The sequence below is a fragment of the Pseudarthrobacter sp. 1G09 genome (genome assembly GCF_050038305.1).
Classification (GTDB): Bacteria; Actinomycetota; Actinomycetes; order Actinomycetales; family Micrococcaceae; genus Arthrobacter; species Arthrobacter equi.
In genome coordinates this window covers 425,363-440,811 of sequence record NZ_CP188306.1, presented here as the reverse complement: position 1 = coordinate 440,811, position 15,449 = coordinate 425,363, and the positions used below count along the sequence as shown (strand labels likewise).

Annotated in this window: 14 protein-coding genes; 6 read left to right on the top strand and 8 right to left on the bottom strand. The window is 68.0% G+C overall.

The window, feature by feature from the left end:
* Positions 1-26: 26 nt before the first annotated feature.
* A complete protein-coding gene (locus ACP3TD_RS02060; protein ID WP_426765127.1) occupies positions 27-1,394 on the bottom strand; it encodes an SLC13 family permease in 1,368 nt (455 codons plus the stop codon).
* 136 nt (positions 1,395-1,530) lie between these two features.
* On the opposite strand from ACP3TD_RS02060, the gene ACP3TD_RS02055 reads away from it, so the two are divergent.
* Positions 1,531-2,229: a FadR/GntR family transcriptional regulator gene (locus ACP3TD_RS02055; protein ID WP_426765126.1), complete on the top strand. Its 699-nt coding sequence runs from the start codon at positions 1,531-1,533 to the stop codon at positions 2,227-2,229.
* A gap of 64 nt (positions 2,230-2,293) precedes the next feature.
* Here the strand turns inward: ACP3TD_RS02055 and ACP3TD_RS02050 are convergent, their stop codons facing one another.
* Positions 2,294-2,866, bottom strand: coding sequence for a DUF4190 domain-containing protein (locus ACP3TD_RS02050; protein WP_426765125.1), 573 nt, complete (start codon positions 2,864-2,866; stop codon positions 2,294-2,296).
* A gap of 59 nt (positions 2,867-2,925) precedes the next feature.
* Positions 2,926-3,498, bottom strand: a complete 573-nt coding sequence (locus ACP3TD_RS02045) for a LysE/ArgO family amino acid transporter (protein ID WP_426767110.1) — start codon at positions 3,496-3,498, stop codon at positions 2,926-2,928.
* A gap of 94 nt (positions 3,499-3,592) precedes the next feature.
* On the opposite strand from ACP3TD_RS02045, the gene ACP3TD_RS02040 reads away from it, so the two are divergent.
* Positions 3,593-4,540, top strand: a complete 948-nt coding sequence (locus tag ACP3TD_RS02040) for a LysR family transcriptional regulator ArgP (protein ID WP_426765124.1) — start codon at positions 3,593-3,595, stop codon at positions 4,538-4,540.
* On the opposite strand, the gene ACP3TD_RS02035 is transcribed toward ACP3TD_RS02040, so the two are convergent.
* Positions 4,500-5,444 carry a nuclease-related domain-containing protein gene (locus tag ACP3TD_RS02035; RefSeq protein ID WP_426765123.1) on the bottom strand — a complete coding sequence of 315 codons (945 nt, stop codon included), beginning with the start codon at positions 5,442-5,444 and terminating at the stop codon, positions 4,500-4,502. The genes ACP3TD_RS02040 and ACP3TD_RS02035 overlap by 41 nt on opposite strands.
* A 274-nt stretch (positions 5,445-5,718) precedes the next feature.
* Here ACP3TD_RS02035 and pgm point away from each other — a divergent pair, with 274 nt between their 5' ends.
* A complete protein-coding gene (pgm, locus tag ACP3TD_RS02030) occupies positions 5,719-7,380 on the top strand; it encodes a phosphoglucomutase (alpha-D-glucose-1,6-bisphosphate-dependent) (protein WP_426765121.1) in 1,662 nt (553 codons plus the stop codon).
* Between the two features lie 95 nt (positions 7,381-7,475).
* On the opposite strand, the gene ACP3TD_RS02025 is transcribed toward pgm, so the two are convergent.
* Positions 7,476-8,081: a malonic semialdehyde reductase gene (locus tag ACP3TD_RS02025; RefSeq protein WP_426765120.1), complete on the bottom strand. Its 606-nt coding sequence runs from the start codon at positions 8,079-8,081 to the stop codon at positions 7,476-7,478.
* A gap of 236 nt (positions 8,082-8,317) precedes the next feature.
* Here ACP3TD_RS02025 and ACP3TD_RS02020 point away from each other — a divergent pair, with 236 nt between their 5' ends.
* Positions 8,318-9,670, top strand: a complete 1,353-nt coding sequence (locus ACP3TD_RS02020) for a uracil-xanthine permease family protein (RefSeq protein ID WP_426765119.1) — start codon at positions 8,318-8,320, stop codon at positions 9,668-9,670.
* Between the two features lie 80 nt (positions 9,671-9,750).
* A complete protein-coding gene (locus ACP3TD_RS02015) occupies positions 9,751-10,227 on the top strand; it encodes a hypothetical protein (protein WP_426765118.1) in 477 nt (158 codons plus the stop codon).
* A 12-nt stretch (positions 10,228-10,239) separates the two neighbouring features.
* Here ACP3TD_RS02015 and ACP3TD_RS02010 read toward each other — a convergent pair whose 3' ends face one another.
* Entirely contained in the window at positions 10,240-11,145 is a 906-nt protein-coding gene (locus ACP3TD_RS02010) for an SGNH/GDSL hydrolase family protein (protein WP_426765116.1), read from the bottom strand.
* Entirely contained in the window at positions 11,142-12,029 is an 888-nt protein-coding gene (locus tag ACP3TD_RS02005; RefSeq protein ID WP_426765115.1) for a GAF domain-containing protein, read from the bottom strand. Before ACP3TD_RS02005 ends, ACP3TD_RS02010 begins: the two co-directional genes overlap by 4 nt.
* Before the next feature lie 129 nt (positions 12,030-12,158).
* On the opposite strand from ACP3TD_RS02005, the gene ACP3TD_RS02000 reads away from it, so the two are divergent.
* A complete protein-coding gene (locus tag ACP3TD_RS02000; protein ID WP_426765114.1) occupies positions 12,159-12,863 on the top strand; it encodes a LysE family translocator in 705 nt (234 codons plus the stop codon).
* An 11-nt stretch (positions 12,864-12,874) separates the two neighbouring features.
* On the opposite strand, the gene ACP3TD_RS01995 is transcribed toward ACP3TD_RS02000, so the two are convergent.
* Positions 12,875-15,385: a beta-glucosidase gene (locus ACP3TD_RS01995; RefSeq protein WP_426765113.1), complete on the bottom strand. Its 2,511-nt coding sequence runs from the start codon at positions 15,383-15,385 to the stop codon at positions 12,875-12,877.
* Between the last annotated feature and the right edge of the window lie 64 nt (positions 15,386-15,449).

The window sequence follows — 15,449 nt, the reverse complement described above, 5'->3', positions numbered from 1 at the left end:
CGCTGGCGGGGTGGATGATGTGGCGGCTACAGCCAGCCCGGGACTACCAGCGCCAGCCAGGCGAGGACCGGCCCGGCACCGATGACGATGCCGCTGTAGCCCAGGATCTGCTTGTAGAACTTGTCCTTGTCCACGCCCTCGGGCGCATTGGCCAGGACCAGGGCGCCGTTGGTGGAGAAGGGCGAGACGTCCACGATGGTGGCGGCCACGGCCAGTGCGCAGATGACGCCGACCGCGCCGATTTCGCCGGTGGACAGGAAGGGCACGGCGAGCGGGATGAGCGCGGCGAGGATGGCGGTGGAGGACGCGAAGGCCGACACGATGGCGCCGATGAAGCAAATGAGGAGCGCTGCCACCAGGGGCATGCCCATGCCGGCCACGCCGTTGGAGACGAATTCGATGGTGCCTGCTTCTTCGAGCACCCCAACGAAGGTCAGCATGCCGCAGATCAGCAGCACGGTGGACCAGCTGATCTTGTTGATGGCACCCTTCTGGGCCGCGGGCGAGACGAGGGCCAGGACGATGGCGATGGTGATGGACACGAACCCGACGTCCATCTTGAAGCCCAGGGCGACGACGGCGAGCACCACCAGGCCGGCGATGGTCACCAGCTGCGGGATCCGTTGGGAGCGTTCCCTGGTGGCGGCAACGCCGTCGCCTGCGGGGTCGCGGGGGCCGTACATGCCGGAGCCAAAGCCCTTGAAGGCAACGTCCGTGCCGGCCTTGGCGCCCACGCTGACGGACATCCGCGCTTCGGCAGCCTGCTCCACGAAGTGCCCCACGCGGGAGGACAGCAGCGCCCGGCCACCCAGGACGGCGAAGAGCACCACGGCGATGACGACGTTGAAGATCAGGCTGCTCAGGAACAGCGCCGTGGGGCTGAAGGCGAGGTCCGTCTTGGCGATAATGCCGTTGACGGTGACGCCATAGACCGCGATGGGCGAGAACCCGCCGGCCTGGGCGCCGTGGATCACCATCATGCCCATCAGCAGCGGGCTGATCTTGTACTTGCCGGCAAAGCTGAGGGCGATGGGGGCAATAATCGCGACGGCGGCCGGCGACAGCGCGCCAACAGCGGTGATAACCGCGGTGATGGCAAACATGACCCAGGGAATGAGGGCAACGCGGCTGCCCACCAACCTGACGGCGCCGCGGACCAGGAGGTCGATGGTGCCGTTGTTCTGCGCAATGGCGAACAGGTAGGTGACGCCGACAATCGTCAGGAAGAGGCCACCGGGGAAGTTGGCCAGGATCTCATTCGTGGACATGCCCAGCACCAGGGCGCCCAGCAGGAAAGCGCCCACGAAGGCGAGGGCACCCATATTGAGGGGCAGAACGGTGGCTAACAGGAACATCGCCGCCAGGATGATGATCGATAGAACAGGAGCGGACATCGTTGGTCCTCCATTGGGGAAAGAAAAAGTGTGACGTGAGTTACTGGCCCACTGGACTAGCCTCTTAGACAGTGAGTCTATCTGTCAATAGCAGCGCACTGTATTCTTAGGGGACCGACGATGTAGCGAGGGCTTTGTGGAGAAGACAGCACGGCTGGGACTGGAACGGGTTTCGCGGCCAAGGCTTTACGAGCAGCTGGTGGAGCAGATCCTTGCCTACATCGAATCGGCGCAGCTGAAGCCCGGCGACCTTCTGCCGGCAGAGCGCGACCTTGCCGAACGGCTGGGGGTTTCGCGCGCCACCCTGGCCCAGGCACTCGTGGCCTTGGAAGTGCTGGGCGTCATCGATGTGCAGCACGGTACAGGAGCGGTGCTCGCCCGGCGGCCCAGCGTGGCGTCCGTGATCAAGGGCCTCCGCGAACACCGGAGCCGGCTCCCGGAAATCGTCGAGGCGCGGAGCACGCTGGAAGGAAAACTGGCCGCGCTGGCCGCTGCGAGGCGCACGGACGAGGACCTGAAGGCGATCGATCACGCCCTCGACGTCATGGCCACGGAAATCAGCGACGGCGACCGCGGTACCCATGGCGATGAGCTCTTCCACGAAGCGATCACCGCAGCAGCGCATTCCTCGGTGCTGGCACAGCTCATGGCGTTCATCGCCGAGATGATTTTGGAAACACGGATGGAATCCCTCGGCCAGCCCGGCCGGCCGGAACAGTCACTGGCCTCACACCGGCGGATTGCCGACGCCATCCGGGACCAGGACGCGGAGGCCGCCGCGGAGGCGATGCTGGCGCACATCGAGCTGGTGTCCGACGTCGAACTCCTCCGCTGACCCCTCCCCCATCCGCGGCTAAACGTCAGATGCCCCATCAGATGGGGCAGCCGGGGCGGGCCGGTCAGTACCCGTAACTCGAGGACGAGTATGACGCCAGCCCGATGATGAGCAGCAGCCAGAAGCCGCCGTACCCCAGCAGGCAGAGGTAGCCCAGGACCAGGCCGGTGATGGACATGCCCTTGCCCGCAGGTTCGCGCTTGAGGGCCATGTGGCCGGTGATGATGGCGGCAAGCTGCGGGAGCATCAGCCATCCCATGATCACGGACGCGATGCCGCACACCATGCTGGCGATGCTGAGGGTCTTGGGCTCGGCCTGCATGCCGTAGTACGCCGGCTGTCCGTACGGGGCCTGCTGCCCGTACGGGCTCGGCTGGGCGTAGGGGCTGGCGCCGCCATACTGGTTGCCGTACTGGTCATTGCCATACTGCGGGCCGCCGTACTGGTTGCTGCCGTACTGCGCGGAAAGGCCCGGGTACAGCGGCGGCGGGGAAATGTCGGAGCCCGGCGCGGTGGTTCCGTGCGGCGGTACGAACGGCGGCGGTTCATACCCCGACGGCGGCGCGGGCGGAGTGCCGTCGCTGCCGGACGGGTTGTGCCACTGGGAGTCAGGGCGCTGGGAAGGCTGGTCAGTCATGGTTTTCCCCCTGGAATGTTGCTTCCAGCCTATCGCCTGCGGCGGCTTTCCGGGCGCCGTCAGTGCAGGACCAGCTTGACGGCCAGGCCAAGCATGACGATGCCGATTCCAAGGTCAAGGAACCGCCAGGTGCGTGGGTTGCCGAGCACCCCGGACAGGGCTCTGGCCCCGTACCCCAGCGCGGAGAACCACGCGATGCTGCCGGCAACGGCGCCGCCGGCGAAGACCCACCGGAGGTCCGGGCCCTGCTGGTTGGCCAGGCTGCCCAGGAGCACTACCGTGTCGAGGTAGACGTGCGGGTTCAGGAAGGTCAGTGCCACCGTACTGGCCACCACCGATCCCTTGGACCGGGGCGTGCCCTGCGCAAGGGCGGACGGCTTTAGCGCCGAGATGAAGGAGCGCACCGCGAACCAGGCGAGGTAGGCAGCCCCGCCCCACCGAAGAACTTCGAGGGCCTCGGGAAAGCGGGTCACCAGCGCGCCGATTCCGGCGGTCCCTCCCAGGATCAGGGCAGCATCACCTGCCATGCACACGGCAACCACCGCGCCGATGTGCTCGCGGCGGACGCCCTGGCGGAGCACGAAGGCATTCTGGGCACCGATGGCCACGATCAGCGCCAGCCCCGTCAGCATCCCGGTGATTCCTGTCATCAACATGCATTCGACGGTACGGACCGCAGCATCTGAAGACAAACGATAGATTCTAGGCGTCCATTAGAATTTCTTCATGAATTTCGAGCATCTCCGCGCACTGATGGCCGTCATTGATGAAGGCACCTTCGAGGCCGCGGCCGATCTCCTCCGCGTCACCCCGTCCGCCGTCAGCCAGCGCATCAAGGCGCTGGAGGCTTCCACCGGCCAGGTCCTGGTGCGCCGGCAGGTCCCGTGCGTTCCCACCGACGCCGGGGCCGTGCTACTCCGGATGGCCCGCCAGGTGCAGGTCCTCGAGGCCGAAGCGTCAACCGCACTGGGCACCGCCGCAGCCTCCCGCGCCACCCTGCCGGTGGCCATCAATGCGGATTCGCTGGCCACGTGGTTCGTGCCTGTCCTCGCCGTGGCCGCCAAGTGGCAGGACACCACCCTGGACCTTCATGTCGAGGACCAGGGTTTCAGCAGCCAGCTCCTGCGCCAGGGTGACGTCATGGGTGCCGTCACCTCCGATCCCGTCCCCGTCAGCGGTTGCCGGGTGGAGTTGCTGGGCCACATGCGCTACGTCCCGGTGGCCGCGGCCGCCCTGCGTCAACGGTTCACCAGGGGCAACACGGTGGACTGGGCCCGGATGCCGGTCCTGAAATTCAATGCCAAGGACAACCTGCAGCGCGGGATGCTGGCGGCGAAAGGCGTCGGGCAGGTTCCGCCCACCCACACCGTTCCGTCGTCGGAAGGGTTCCTCGCGTCCATCAAAGCCGGCCTGGGTTGGGGCATGCTCCCCGAACTGCAGCTCGGAAACGAGCTGGCCGACGGCGCGCTGGTCCTCCTCGGGAAGAACGCCCACGAGGATGTGCCGCTTTACTGGCAGTCCTGGTCTTTGGACTCGGAGCGGCTCCGCCGGATGGGCGAGGCGGTCCACGACGCCGGCCGTGGCAAGCTGCGCACAGCCGCGCCGGAGAACGGCGGCAGCGCCGGCAGCAAACTCAGCGCGTCCAGAACGGCAGGACGTAGACCGCAAAAATGACGAAGGCCGCCAGGAGGGCGAGCCGGCCTGCGCTGGTGCCGCCCCGCGCCTGCGGCTTGCCGTTTCGGTTCCGGCCGGCAGCGGTTCGTGCCGCTCCGCCGGCGCCTGCCGACGGGATGGCACGCCCGGCGGGATGCCGGGAAACACTGCCGCTCCGGCTCCGGTCAGGACCTGCAGCCCGGGGTTTGTCCGCGCCGCGACGGTCCGCGCCGGGAACGCCCGTCCGCGGACCGGCGTTTCCTGGACCGCCCGGCGGGAGGCCGCCCGCAGGCCGCACCACGGTTCCCGGCCGGACATTCCGGAACGCCGTGATGCCGGGCTCCTGCTCGTGGGTAAGTTCCTCCCCCAGTTGGGCGTAAAGTCCCACGATTGCTTGGTGGTCCAGCACCGGCGGCAGCGCCTCGATGGCACCCACCACGCGCTGGCTGCCCGCGACGGCGACATCGGAGTTCGTCACGCCAAAGAGGTCAGGCTGGGCGGCCATGCAGATCAGCGGCCGGACCAGCCGGCGGTGCGGCGGCGCCAGCACGGAGGCGACGGCGGCACACTGCGCCAGTGCGCCTTCCACTGCCTGGGTGCGCGCATACCGGCCCTGCCAGAGCACTCCCGATGCCACCCGCACCTCACCGGTCCAGTTTTTGGAGTCGACCACCACCACGCCGCCGGGCCCCACCAGGACGTGGTCCAGGTTGGCCTTGGGCCGGCCGGGCCAGTGCACGTCGTGCAGCACGTACCAACCATGCGGGACCAGTTCGCTAAGCTTGTCCGCCACGACGCGTTCGCCCACAGCCCCCGCATCCCACGCCTTCGTGGAGCGCTCGGCCGCATCCAGCCGGCGTTTGAGCCTGGCTACCCGCTCAGCGGCCAGCCTGGACTGTTCGGCTGCCCCGTCTCCTGCCCCCATGGTGCGTCCCTGCTTCCGTGCCGGACGGGCGAAAAGCGGCGGGCCGCCGTCGTCCCCTGCTGTGGTTGTTCGAGCCGGGAGACTGTGGATAGCCTTCCGGATTTTTCGAAAGTAACAGCGCGCGCAGGGGCCGGTATATAGGTACTTTTCGGGGCATGTACTCAGGTTGGCTACTTGGTTAACGGCTCGTTTTCGATGACGTGCCGCCGTCACAGGGGCCGGGAAAGTGGGCCTGCCGTTTTGACTCCGGCAAGGTTCTGGCATGCTAGGTCCCATGGCTAGCCGCGCGGGTACAGTTGCCCAACCCCAGGACCTTGTTGACATTACAGCGCTCCTCGACGCGTACTACGACATCTCGCCGGACCTGGGTGACCCAGGCCAGCGCGTGGTGTTCGGCACGTCGGGTCACCGCGGATCGAGCCTGAAGGCCTCGTTCAATGAAAAGCACATCGTGGCCATCACCCAGGCCATCGTCGAATACCGGGCGGCGCAGGGCGTCACCGGCCCCCTGTTCCTTGCCAAGGACACTCACGCCCTGAGCGAACCGGCCCAGAACTCGGCCCTCGAGGTTCTTGCCGCCAACGGCGTCCAGGTCCTGATCGACGCCCGGCACGGCTTCACACCCACCCCGGCACTGAGCCACGCGATCCTCACCTACAACCGGAACGCCGGTGCCGGCGCCCCGCAGGCCGACGGCATCGTGGTGACCCCCAGCCACAACCCCCCGGGCGACGGCGGCTTCAAGTACAACCCGCCGCACGGCGGCCCGGCGGACTCGGACGCCACCGGCTGGATCGCCAACCGGGCCAACGAACTGCTCGAAAACGGCCTGCGCGGCGTCAAGCGCATCCCGCTGGCCGACGCCCAGGCAGCGGACACCACTGGCAAGTTCGATTTTCTCTCCAGCTACGTGGACGACCTTCCGTCCGTCCTGAACCTGGACGCCATCCGCGACGCCGGAGTCCGGATCGGTGCCGACCCCATGGGCGGCGCCTCCGTGGATTACTGGGGTGAGATCGCCGAGCGCCACCATCTGAATCTCACCGTGGTGAACCCCACCGTGGACCCGCAGTGGGCCTTCATGACCCTGGACTGGGATGAGAAGATCCGCATGGACTGCTCATCGCCGTCGGCCATGGCCTCGCTGATCCAGCGGATGACCGTTGGCGCGGACGGGTCCACCGCCTACGACATCGCCACGGGCAACGACGCGGATGCTGACCGGCACGGCATCGTGACGCCGGACGGTGGCCTGATGAACCCGAACCATTACCTCGCCGTGGCCATCGACTACCTGTACCGCAACCGCAGCGGCTGGAACCCGGCCTCGGTGGTGGGCAAGACCCTGGTGTCCTCCTCCATCATTGACCGCGTGGCGGAAAGCCTGGGCCGCAAGCTGGTTGAGGTTCCCGTGGGCTTCAAGTGGTTCGTCCCCGGGCTGCTCTCCGGCGACGGGGCTTTCGGCGGCGAGGAATCCGCCGGCGCGTCCTTCAACAAGCTGGACGGCAGCGTCTGGACCACGGACAAGGACGGCATCCTGCTGGCCCTGCTCGCATCCGAGATCACCGCCGTTACCGGCAAGTCCCCGTCGCAGCTGTACAAGGGCCTCACGGACCAGTTCGGCGCACCTGTCTACGCCCGGATCGACGCCGCCGCCACGCGTGAGCAGAAGTCGGCACTCGGCAGGCTCTCGCCGTCGGACGTCACCGCTACGGAATTGGCAGGCGAGGCGATCACCGCCAAGCTCACCGAAGCCCCCGGCAACGGCGCCTCCATTGGCGGCCTGAAGGTGGTCACGGAGAACGCCTGGTTCGCGGCCCGCCCGTCCGGCACCGAGGATGTCTACAAGATCTACGCCGAGTCCTTCAAGGGCGAAGAACACCTGAAGCAGGTCCAGGCCGAAGCCAAGGCCCTGGTGGATAGCGTCATCGCCTGACCCGACGCCCCATCACATCCCGCTGGCAAAACCCGAACGCCCCATCACGAAAGTGATGGGGCGTTCGGCTTGAGGACGCAGGAGGTGGTGGGGCGTTAGACGGTGCGGACGGCCTCGTCGTAGGAGAACTTGGGCTTGGGGGCGCCCCAGGCTTCCTCAGCGGGCTGGCCGATGTTGACCACCAGGAAGCTCTTCTGGTCGCCGGCCGGGAAGAAGGCGGCGTCGATCGCGGCGAAGTCGGCGCCGGTCATGGGGCCCGCGGCGAAGCCGAGCGAGCGGACGGCAAGGATGAAGTAGCCGGCCTGCAGGTGGGCGTTGTTGTTGCCGGTGCTGGCGGCCAGGGCGGGATCGGCGTCGTACATGGCTTTGGGGGCGTTGTAGCCGGGGAGGAAGCTGTCCCACTTGCCGGCCCAGTCCGTCTCGTAGCTGAGGATGGCCACCAGCGGAGCAGAAGCGGTCTTGGCCTGGTTGCCGCGGGAAAGGGTGTCCACCAGGGTGGCGCGGGCCTCGTCCGAGCGGACGTAGGTGACGCGCAGCGGCTGGGAGTTGAACGCAGTGGGCCCGAACTTGGTCAGTTCATAGATGGCCTGGGCCTGCTCCTCGGTGACTTCACCGGTGAAGGAGTTGGCGGTGCGGGCCTGGGCGAAGATGGCGTCAACGGCTGCCGAATCGATAACCGCTTCTTCATGGGCAATGGTCATTCGCGTACCTTTCGCTGCGGCTCCCCCGCCTGCCGGGGTGGGCCTCTGGTTGCTTTCCATAGTTGCAACTTCAAGTGCTTGCCGCCTCTTCCCGTGACGGCAGGTGACGTTGGACACAGCAGATCCCCGGCGCCTCCAGGCAGCTACGGGCGGCAGACTCCCCGCAGGGCTGGCGGTATTCTGGAGCGAGTTGATCTTCGCCCCCTCGCGGCACCCCCTGAAAGGCATTCCTTCCCATGAGCATGCTCGGAATCAAATGGAAGCTGCACGGCACCGGAAAATCCATCAAGCCGGGCCAGGTGGTGGCCCCGGATGAACGGTTGGCGTGGCCGCTGACCATCGGCGTGGGCATGCAGCACGTGGTGGCCATGTTCGGCGCCACGTTCCTGGTGCCCATCATCACCGGGATGCCGCCGGCCACCACCCTGTTCTTCTCCGGCATCGGTACGCTCCTGTTCCTGGTGGTCACCAAGGGCCGCGTGCCCAGCTACCTCGGCTCAAGCTTTGCGTTCATTGCACCCATCACCGCGTCGCAGGCGCAGTTCGGCATTCCGGGCGCCCTTGGCGGCGTGGTGCTGGCCGGGGCCACCCTCGCCCTGGTGGGCGCTGTGGTGCAAAAGTTCGGCGCCGGGTGGATCAACCGGCTGATGCCGCCCATCGTTACGGGTGCCATCGTGGCGCTGATCGGCCTGAACCTTGCGCCCGCCGCGAAGCAGAACTTCGACGCCGCCCCCATCACCGCCGTCATCACGCTGGCCACGATCATCCTGGTCAGCGTGCTGTTCCGCGGGATCCTGGGCCGGTTGAGCATTCTGGTGGGCGTGGTGGTGGGCTACCTGGTGGCCATGCTCCGCGGCGAGGTCAGCTACGAGAAGATGGACGCCGCCGCATGGGTGGGCCTGCCGCACTTCCAGACCCCCGAGTTCCACATCGGCGTCCTGGGCCTGTTCGTCCCCGTGGTGCTGGTGTTGGTTGCGGAGAACATCGGCCACGTGAAGTCCGTTGCCGCCATGACCGGGCAGAACCTCGACGGCGTGTCCGGGCGCGCTCTGATGGCCGACGGCGCCGCAACGGTGCTGGCGGGCTTCGGCGGCGGATCCGGCACCACCACGTATGCCGAGAACATCGGCGTCATGGCCGCCACCAAGGTCTATTCGACGGCGGCCTACTGGGTGGCGGGCATGTTCGCCATCCTGCTCAGCTTCTCCCCGAAGTTCGGCGAGCTCATCGCCACCGTCCCGCCGGGAGTACTGGGCGGGGCAGCCACCATGCTGTACGGCATGATCGGCATCCTGGGCGTAAAGATCTGGGTGCAGAACAAGGTGAACTTCTCCAACCCCGTCAACCTGACCACGGCAGCCGTCGCGTTGATCATCGGCATCGCCGACTACACCTGGACCATTGGGGACCTGAAGTTTACCGGCATCGCCCTGGGCTCCGCCGCTGCATTGGTGATCTACCACGGCATGCGGGCCATCGCGAAGGCCCGCGGAACCGTGGCCGAGCCCGAAACCGAGCAGGGCGGGCTGCCGCCGGCGGTCAAGTCGGCGCTGAACGCAGCGACCAAGCGCGGCCCCAAGAAGCGCTGACGCCGTTCCCCCGTTCAGGTAGCCGTTCCCGGCATCCCGTGTAGGGTGAAAGGACGTCAAGCACTACGTCTGGGGGATCAATGCTTGAGAGTTTCATGCGCCTGCCGAAATCACCACCGCCGGCAAATCACCGCCACGTCCAGCAGGGGGATCTGCCGTCCGGCCAGATCTACACCCTGGATCCGGTACCCAAGTCCCGGCTGGCAGGATGCGTCCTCGCGGTCCTCCTCAGCGGCTGGATGCTGGCAGTGCCAATTGCCCTGATTGACCGGCTCAAGGACGCTCCCGGGCCCGGAACCGCCGTCCTGACCGCGGGCATCATCGCCTTCGCCCTGGTCACCGCGGGCCTCGGCGGTTTCCGCTTCTTCAACGCCAGGGACGTCCGAAGGCGGCTGTCCGGCGCCCTTATCGCCGCCCTCACGGCAACCGTCGTCGCAGCAGCCGCCTCAGCATTCCTGCCCGAATACGGCCTGCTGCTGGCTGTTCCCGGCCTGGTGGCGGGAGTGCCGGCACTCATCGCGTTGATCCGGGACGCACGCCGGCCCCCTGCCCGCTAGGGCTACCGCAAGCTAGGCGGCCTGCCCCTGCGGCGCCGGGCCGCCCGACATGCCGTGGTTCAGGCCCGCCACGGGATGGCCGGGCGGGAACGGTCCCGGCCGGCCCAGCCCGAAGATGGGCCCGGGCAGCGGGCGCTTGGCGGTCAGCGATTCGTCCTCAGGATGCAGGATCCGCCGCAGGATCCAGGGGACGAAGTACTGCCGCGCCCACACCAGGTCCTCTGCCCGCGCGCGCTTCCAGCCCTGGTCCGGGAGAGGTTTGGGCTGGAAGGGCTCCAGCGTGTGCGGGACGCCCAATGCGTTGAGCGTGGCCACGGCAACCGCGTGGTGGCCCAGCGGGGAAAGGTGCAGCCGGTCCGGGTCCCACATGGAAGCGTGCTGGAGTTCGGGCAGGCACCAGAGATCCACCATGACGCAGTGGTGCCTGGCACCGATGGTGTGGATGTTCTCGTTGTAGACAGCCACCTTGCCGCGGATAGTACTGAAAACGGGCGTGTTGCCCCAGTCCGGCCCGGCATAGAGGAGGACGGTGGCGCCGGTGGCGGACAGCACCCCGACGGCGGCGTCCAGCTTTTCGGCCAGTCTGTCCGGGTTGCCGCGCTTGAAGAGGATGTCGTTCCCGCCGCCCGACATGGCGATCAGGTCAGGTTTCAGGGCAAGCGCGGGTGCCAGCTGACGGTCCAGGATCTGCCGCAGCAGCAGTCCCCGGACGGCCAGGTTGGCGTAGGCGAAGTCCGGCTGCCCGTCGCTGAGTTCCTCCGCCGCCCGGTCCGCCCAGCCGCGCAAACCGCCCAGGCTGCGTGGTTCGGGATCGCCGATGCCTTCGGTGTAGGAGTCCCCCAGAGCGACGAAACGGTGCCAGGGATGCAGCACCTGGCCCCCGCCGGTCCTGTTCAGTCCACGATCGTCGGTGATCATGCCGTTCTCCTTCCCGCGGTTGGACGCGGGCGCTGCTTCCTTGCAGCGCCCGCCCTAGGGGCGCCTTGTGAGGCGTGCCCCAGCTCGGCCGCCGGCGCAGGCGGGAAGCCCGTGACGCCGTCGTACGTCTCCGGCGCAGGTGCCGCCGGCGCCGGACCGGGACGTCCCATCCCGGCGTTGGGCGCGACGACGTTGAGCGCCGCGTCCCGGAGGTCCAGTTCGTGGTGGACCGCCTGGGTCTGCAGGAACCTCAGCGCGCCCTCGCGGCTCAGCCCGTACTCGTTCATGAGGCTGCGGACGGCCAGGTCCACCAGCACCAGCGAGCTTTGCACGACGGCGATGCCCGCCGTGGCTTCGGCACGTTCACCGACGCGCACCACCACGCGCAGCGCCCGGGCCACCTGGTGGACGTACGTGCGGCAGCGGACAAGGTCGTCGCTGGTGAAGGTATGCGCGGCGGCCGCGTAAAGGTTGATGGCGGCACTCGCCCCGCCTTCGGAGGCGATGGGCGCGGACAGCAGGGACTGCACGCCGTGCGCCGCGGCGGCACTGGAGTATCCGGGCCAGCGCCAGTCCCGGCTGAGGTCGGAGAGAAGGACGAACTCGCCGGTCCGCATGGCTTCCATGACGGGCCCGTCCGCGAACGAACACTGCTCGCGGTCCGCCTCGCGCGCCTGCTCGGTGCTCGCCGCGAGGGTGTGGGATTTTCCCAGCCGGAAGAGGGTGGCCGCCCAGCCAATGCCGCGCTGTTCACCCTTGACGTCATGCATGAACTCATGGGTGACTTCCCAGAGATAGTTCTCGACGTCCTTGCTGTCGAAAACGGGCTCCGGGGGCGATGGAAGCGGTCCCCAGCCAACCTGCCCCGAGGGTTCAGCGGCCATATTCCACGCCTAGGGTTGAAAAGCTGCGGCCCACTGCAAAACCTCCTCTAAGAATACGACCCGAAAGCCGTAGTGGGAGGTTCGGACCGCAGGTTTAGGGGAACCCGCAGCCACCCCTATCCTTACCTGGTGACCATCACCCAGGCTGTGCTTTCCTTCGCCGTGGTTGCCGGGCTGCTGACGCTGGTTCCGGGCATTGACACGGCGCTGGTGCTCCGTTCATCCCTCACCAGGTCCCGGGCCTACGCGTTCTCCACGGCCGTGGGCATCAGCACCGGAGCGATGGCATGGGGCATCGCCGCCGCCGTGGGGGTATCCGCCCTGCTCGCCGCCTCACACTTCGCCTATCAGGCCCTCACGCTGGCCGGCGCGGCGTACATGGTGTGGCTTGGTGCGTCCCTGCTCTGGAAGAGCCGGAAGGCGGGACCGGCCGCCGCTGCGGCCTCCATGAGGGCCGGCACGGGCGGACCTGCGGGCGGGACCTGGGACGGCAAAGCCGCCGGCGCTGCGAAGGGCAACGCCAGCGGCCGGCAGCTCGTCACGGGCTGGCTCACCGGTACCGGCACCAACCTGCTCAACCCCAAAGTGGGGGTCTTCTACATCGCCACCATCCCGCAGTTCATCCCGCAGGGCAGTTCCCCGCTGCTGATGGGCGTCCTGCTGGCGGGCGTCCACTGCGTCCTGACCATGGTGTGGTTCGCCGGGCTGATCTTCGGCGCCGGTTACGCGTCCAAGTGGCTCAACGGCCCCCGCAGCGTCCGGGTGATCGACCGGATCACCGGAACCGTCCTGGTGGGTTTCGGGCTCAAGCTCGCGCTCGAACCGCGGCACTGACGGGGCGTTTCCTAGCGCACGTCGATGTCCAGCGCCTGAAAGTCGTCCGCCGAATGCCGGCCAACCAGGATCCGGAACGTTCCCGGCTCAACCTGCCAGCCGCCGTCGTAATGGGCGAAGGCGCGCGCAGGAATCCTGACCTCAACGCTGTCCGTCCCGCCGGCGGCCAGATGCGTTCCGGCATAGCCGGCGAGCCAGCGCACGGGCCGCTCCACCGCTGACTCCGGGCGTTCGAGGTATACCTGCACCACCTCGCGGCCGGCCCGCGTGCCGGTGTTGCGGACCGGGACGTGCACCACCACGTCCTTGCCGGCGGGAACCGCCTGGGAGGCGTGCGGCGTGCAGAGTTCGAAGGTGGTGTAGCCCAGCCCGTAGCCGAACGGCAGCGCCGGGGCAGCGCCGCCGGCGGCCTGCTGCTTCAGCCAGGCCCGGTAGCCCACATGAATGCCCTCGGAATAGACCACCTTGCCGTCCACGGGGACGGTGTCCAGCACCGGGACGTCCGCCAGGGCTGCCGGCCAGGTGGTGGGCAGCCGGCCGCCCGGTTCCTCGGCACCGAGCAGGATGTCCGCGATGGCACGGCCGAATTCCTGTCCCCCGAACCAGCCCAGCAGCACCGCATCCACCCGGTCCAGCCACGGCATGAGCACCGGCGAGCCGGAGTTCACCACCACCACGGTGCGCGGATTCGCCGCGGCCACCGCTTCGACCAGCCGGTTCTGGTGGCCGGGAAGGTCGAGGTCCTTACGGTCAAAGCCTTCGGACTCGATGGCGGCGCTGGTGCCCACCACCACTACTGCAACGTCCGCCGCCCTTGCTGCCTCCGCCGCGGCGTCGATCTCAGCCTGCGGGTCCGCCACCACGGTTTCCTCACCGAGCAGGATGGCGGTGAACGGGATGGCCTGCTCCGCGGGCAGTTCGAAGAGTGCCTCGATCCGGACGCGCTCACCTGCCTCGGTTTCGATGGCGTGGACGGTCTTGGGCGGATCGAAGAGTGCCGCGCCGAGGACGTCGGTATCGTCCTCGATGTCCCCGCTGAACACCTCATCACCGCGGAGTGAGAGGCTGATCCTGCCCACGGTACCCACGCCAAGGTGGTGCGTGCCGGCGGAGGGTGCCGTCCAGTCTGTTTCCATCCGGATGGCGGCAGAGCCCGCGGGGATGCCGATCCCGAACCAGATCAGGTGGGATGCCAGCCGGTCCTCGCCGGAAAGTTCCGTGCCGTCAGCTGACAGGAACGTGACGCGCAGGCCGGGGACGTTGGACACCGGGTTATGGAGGGAGGTCCGCGGGAAGGCCTGCAGGCCCTCGGCCACCTTCGCGCCGCGGTGGTAGGAGACGGCGACGCCGGCGGGCAGGGCCTCGCGGAGGCCGTCCAGCGGCGAGATGGTCTGCTTGGGCATGACGGTGGCGCTGCCGCCGCCCTGGGTCCGGGCTTCCTCTGCGTTGTGGCCGCTCACGGCCACGCTGGCCAGTGCTGCCGGGTCCAAGGGCAGCAGGCCGCCCCGGTTCCGGACCAGGACAGCGCCACGGACGGCCACTTCGCGGGCGACGGCGGCGTCGTTGAGGGGTGCCGGCAGTTCCGTGACGGCGGGGCTGACGCCGTCGAGCGAACCTACGCGGGCGGCCAGTCGGAGGATGCGGACCACTTTGTCCAGGATGGCGGTGCGGCTGACGCGGCCGTCCTCGACGGCGGCAAGCAACTTGGGTCCCCAGTGACCCACGGGTCCCGGCATTTCCAGGTCCTGGTGGGCGTTGGTGGCGTCAACGGAGCGGACTCCTGTCCAGTCGGACACCACGACGCCGTCGAAGCCCCACTCGGTGGACAGCGGGGTCTCGAGGAGGTCGTTTTCGCTGGCGGTGGTGCCGTTGATGGAGTTGTAGGAGCTCATCACCAGCCAGGCCCGGGCCTCGGTCACGGCGTCCTCGAAGGCTGCCAGGTAGAGCTCCCGCAGGGGCCGCACGTCCACCACGGAGTCGGCGGTGAAGCGGTCGGTTTCGGCTTCGTTCGCGAGGTAGTGCTTGGGGGTGGCCCCGACTCCCATGGACTGCACACCGGCCACGTATCCGGCAGCGATGGTGGCCGTCAGCCGGGGGTCCTCGCTCATGCATTCAAAGTGCCTGCCGCCCAGCGGGGAGCGGTGCAGGTTGATGGTGGGGCCAAGCACTGCGTGGACGCCTTTGCGCCGGGCTTCCTGGCCCAGGACCTGGCCGTAGCGGCGGGCCAGGCTGACGCTCCAGGTGGCGGACAGGGCGGACGACGACGGCAGCGAGACCGAGTCGTGCCGCTCATCGAAGTCCTCGCCGCGGACGCCGGCGGGGCCATCCGACATCACTACGCGGGACAGCCCTATGGCGGGAAGGGCGTGAGTTGACCAGACGTCCGCGCCGGTGAGCAGCTGGACCTGCTGCTCCAGGGTGAGGCTTTCCGCGAGGTCCCTGATCCGGGCTTCGGCATCCGGGGAGCCGGCAGCTGGAACGGCGGCTTGAACGGTGGCGGCGGCGGGCAAAGTGGGGTTCACAGGGGCTCCTTCGGGTAGTGGAAAGATCGTAGCGGTAAAAACCGAGTATGACTAGGCTTTCGCT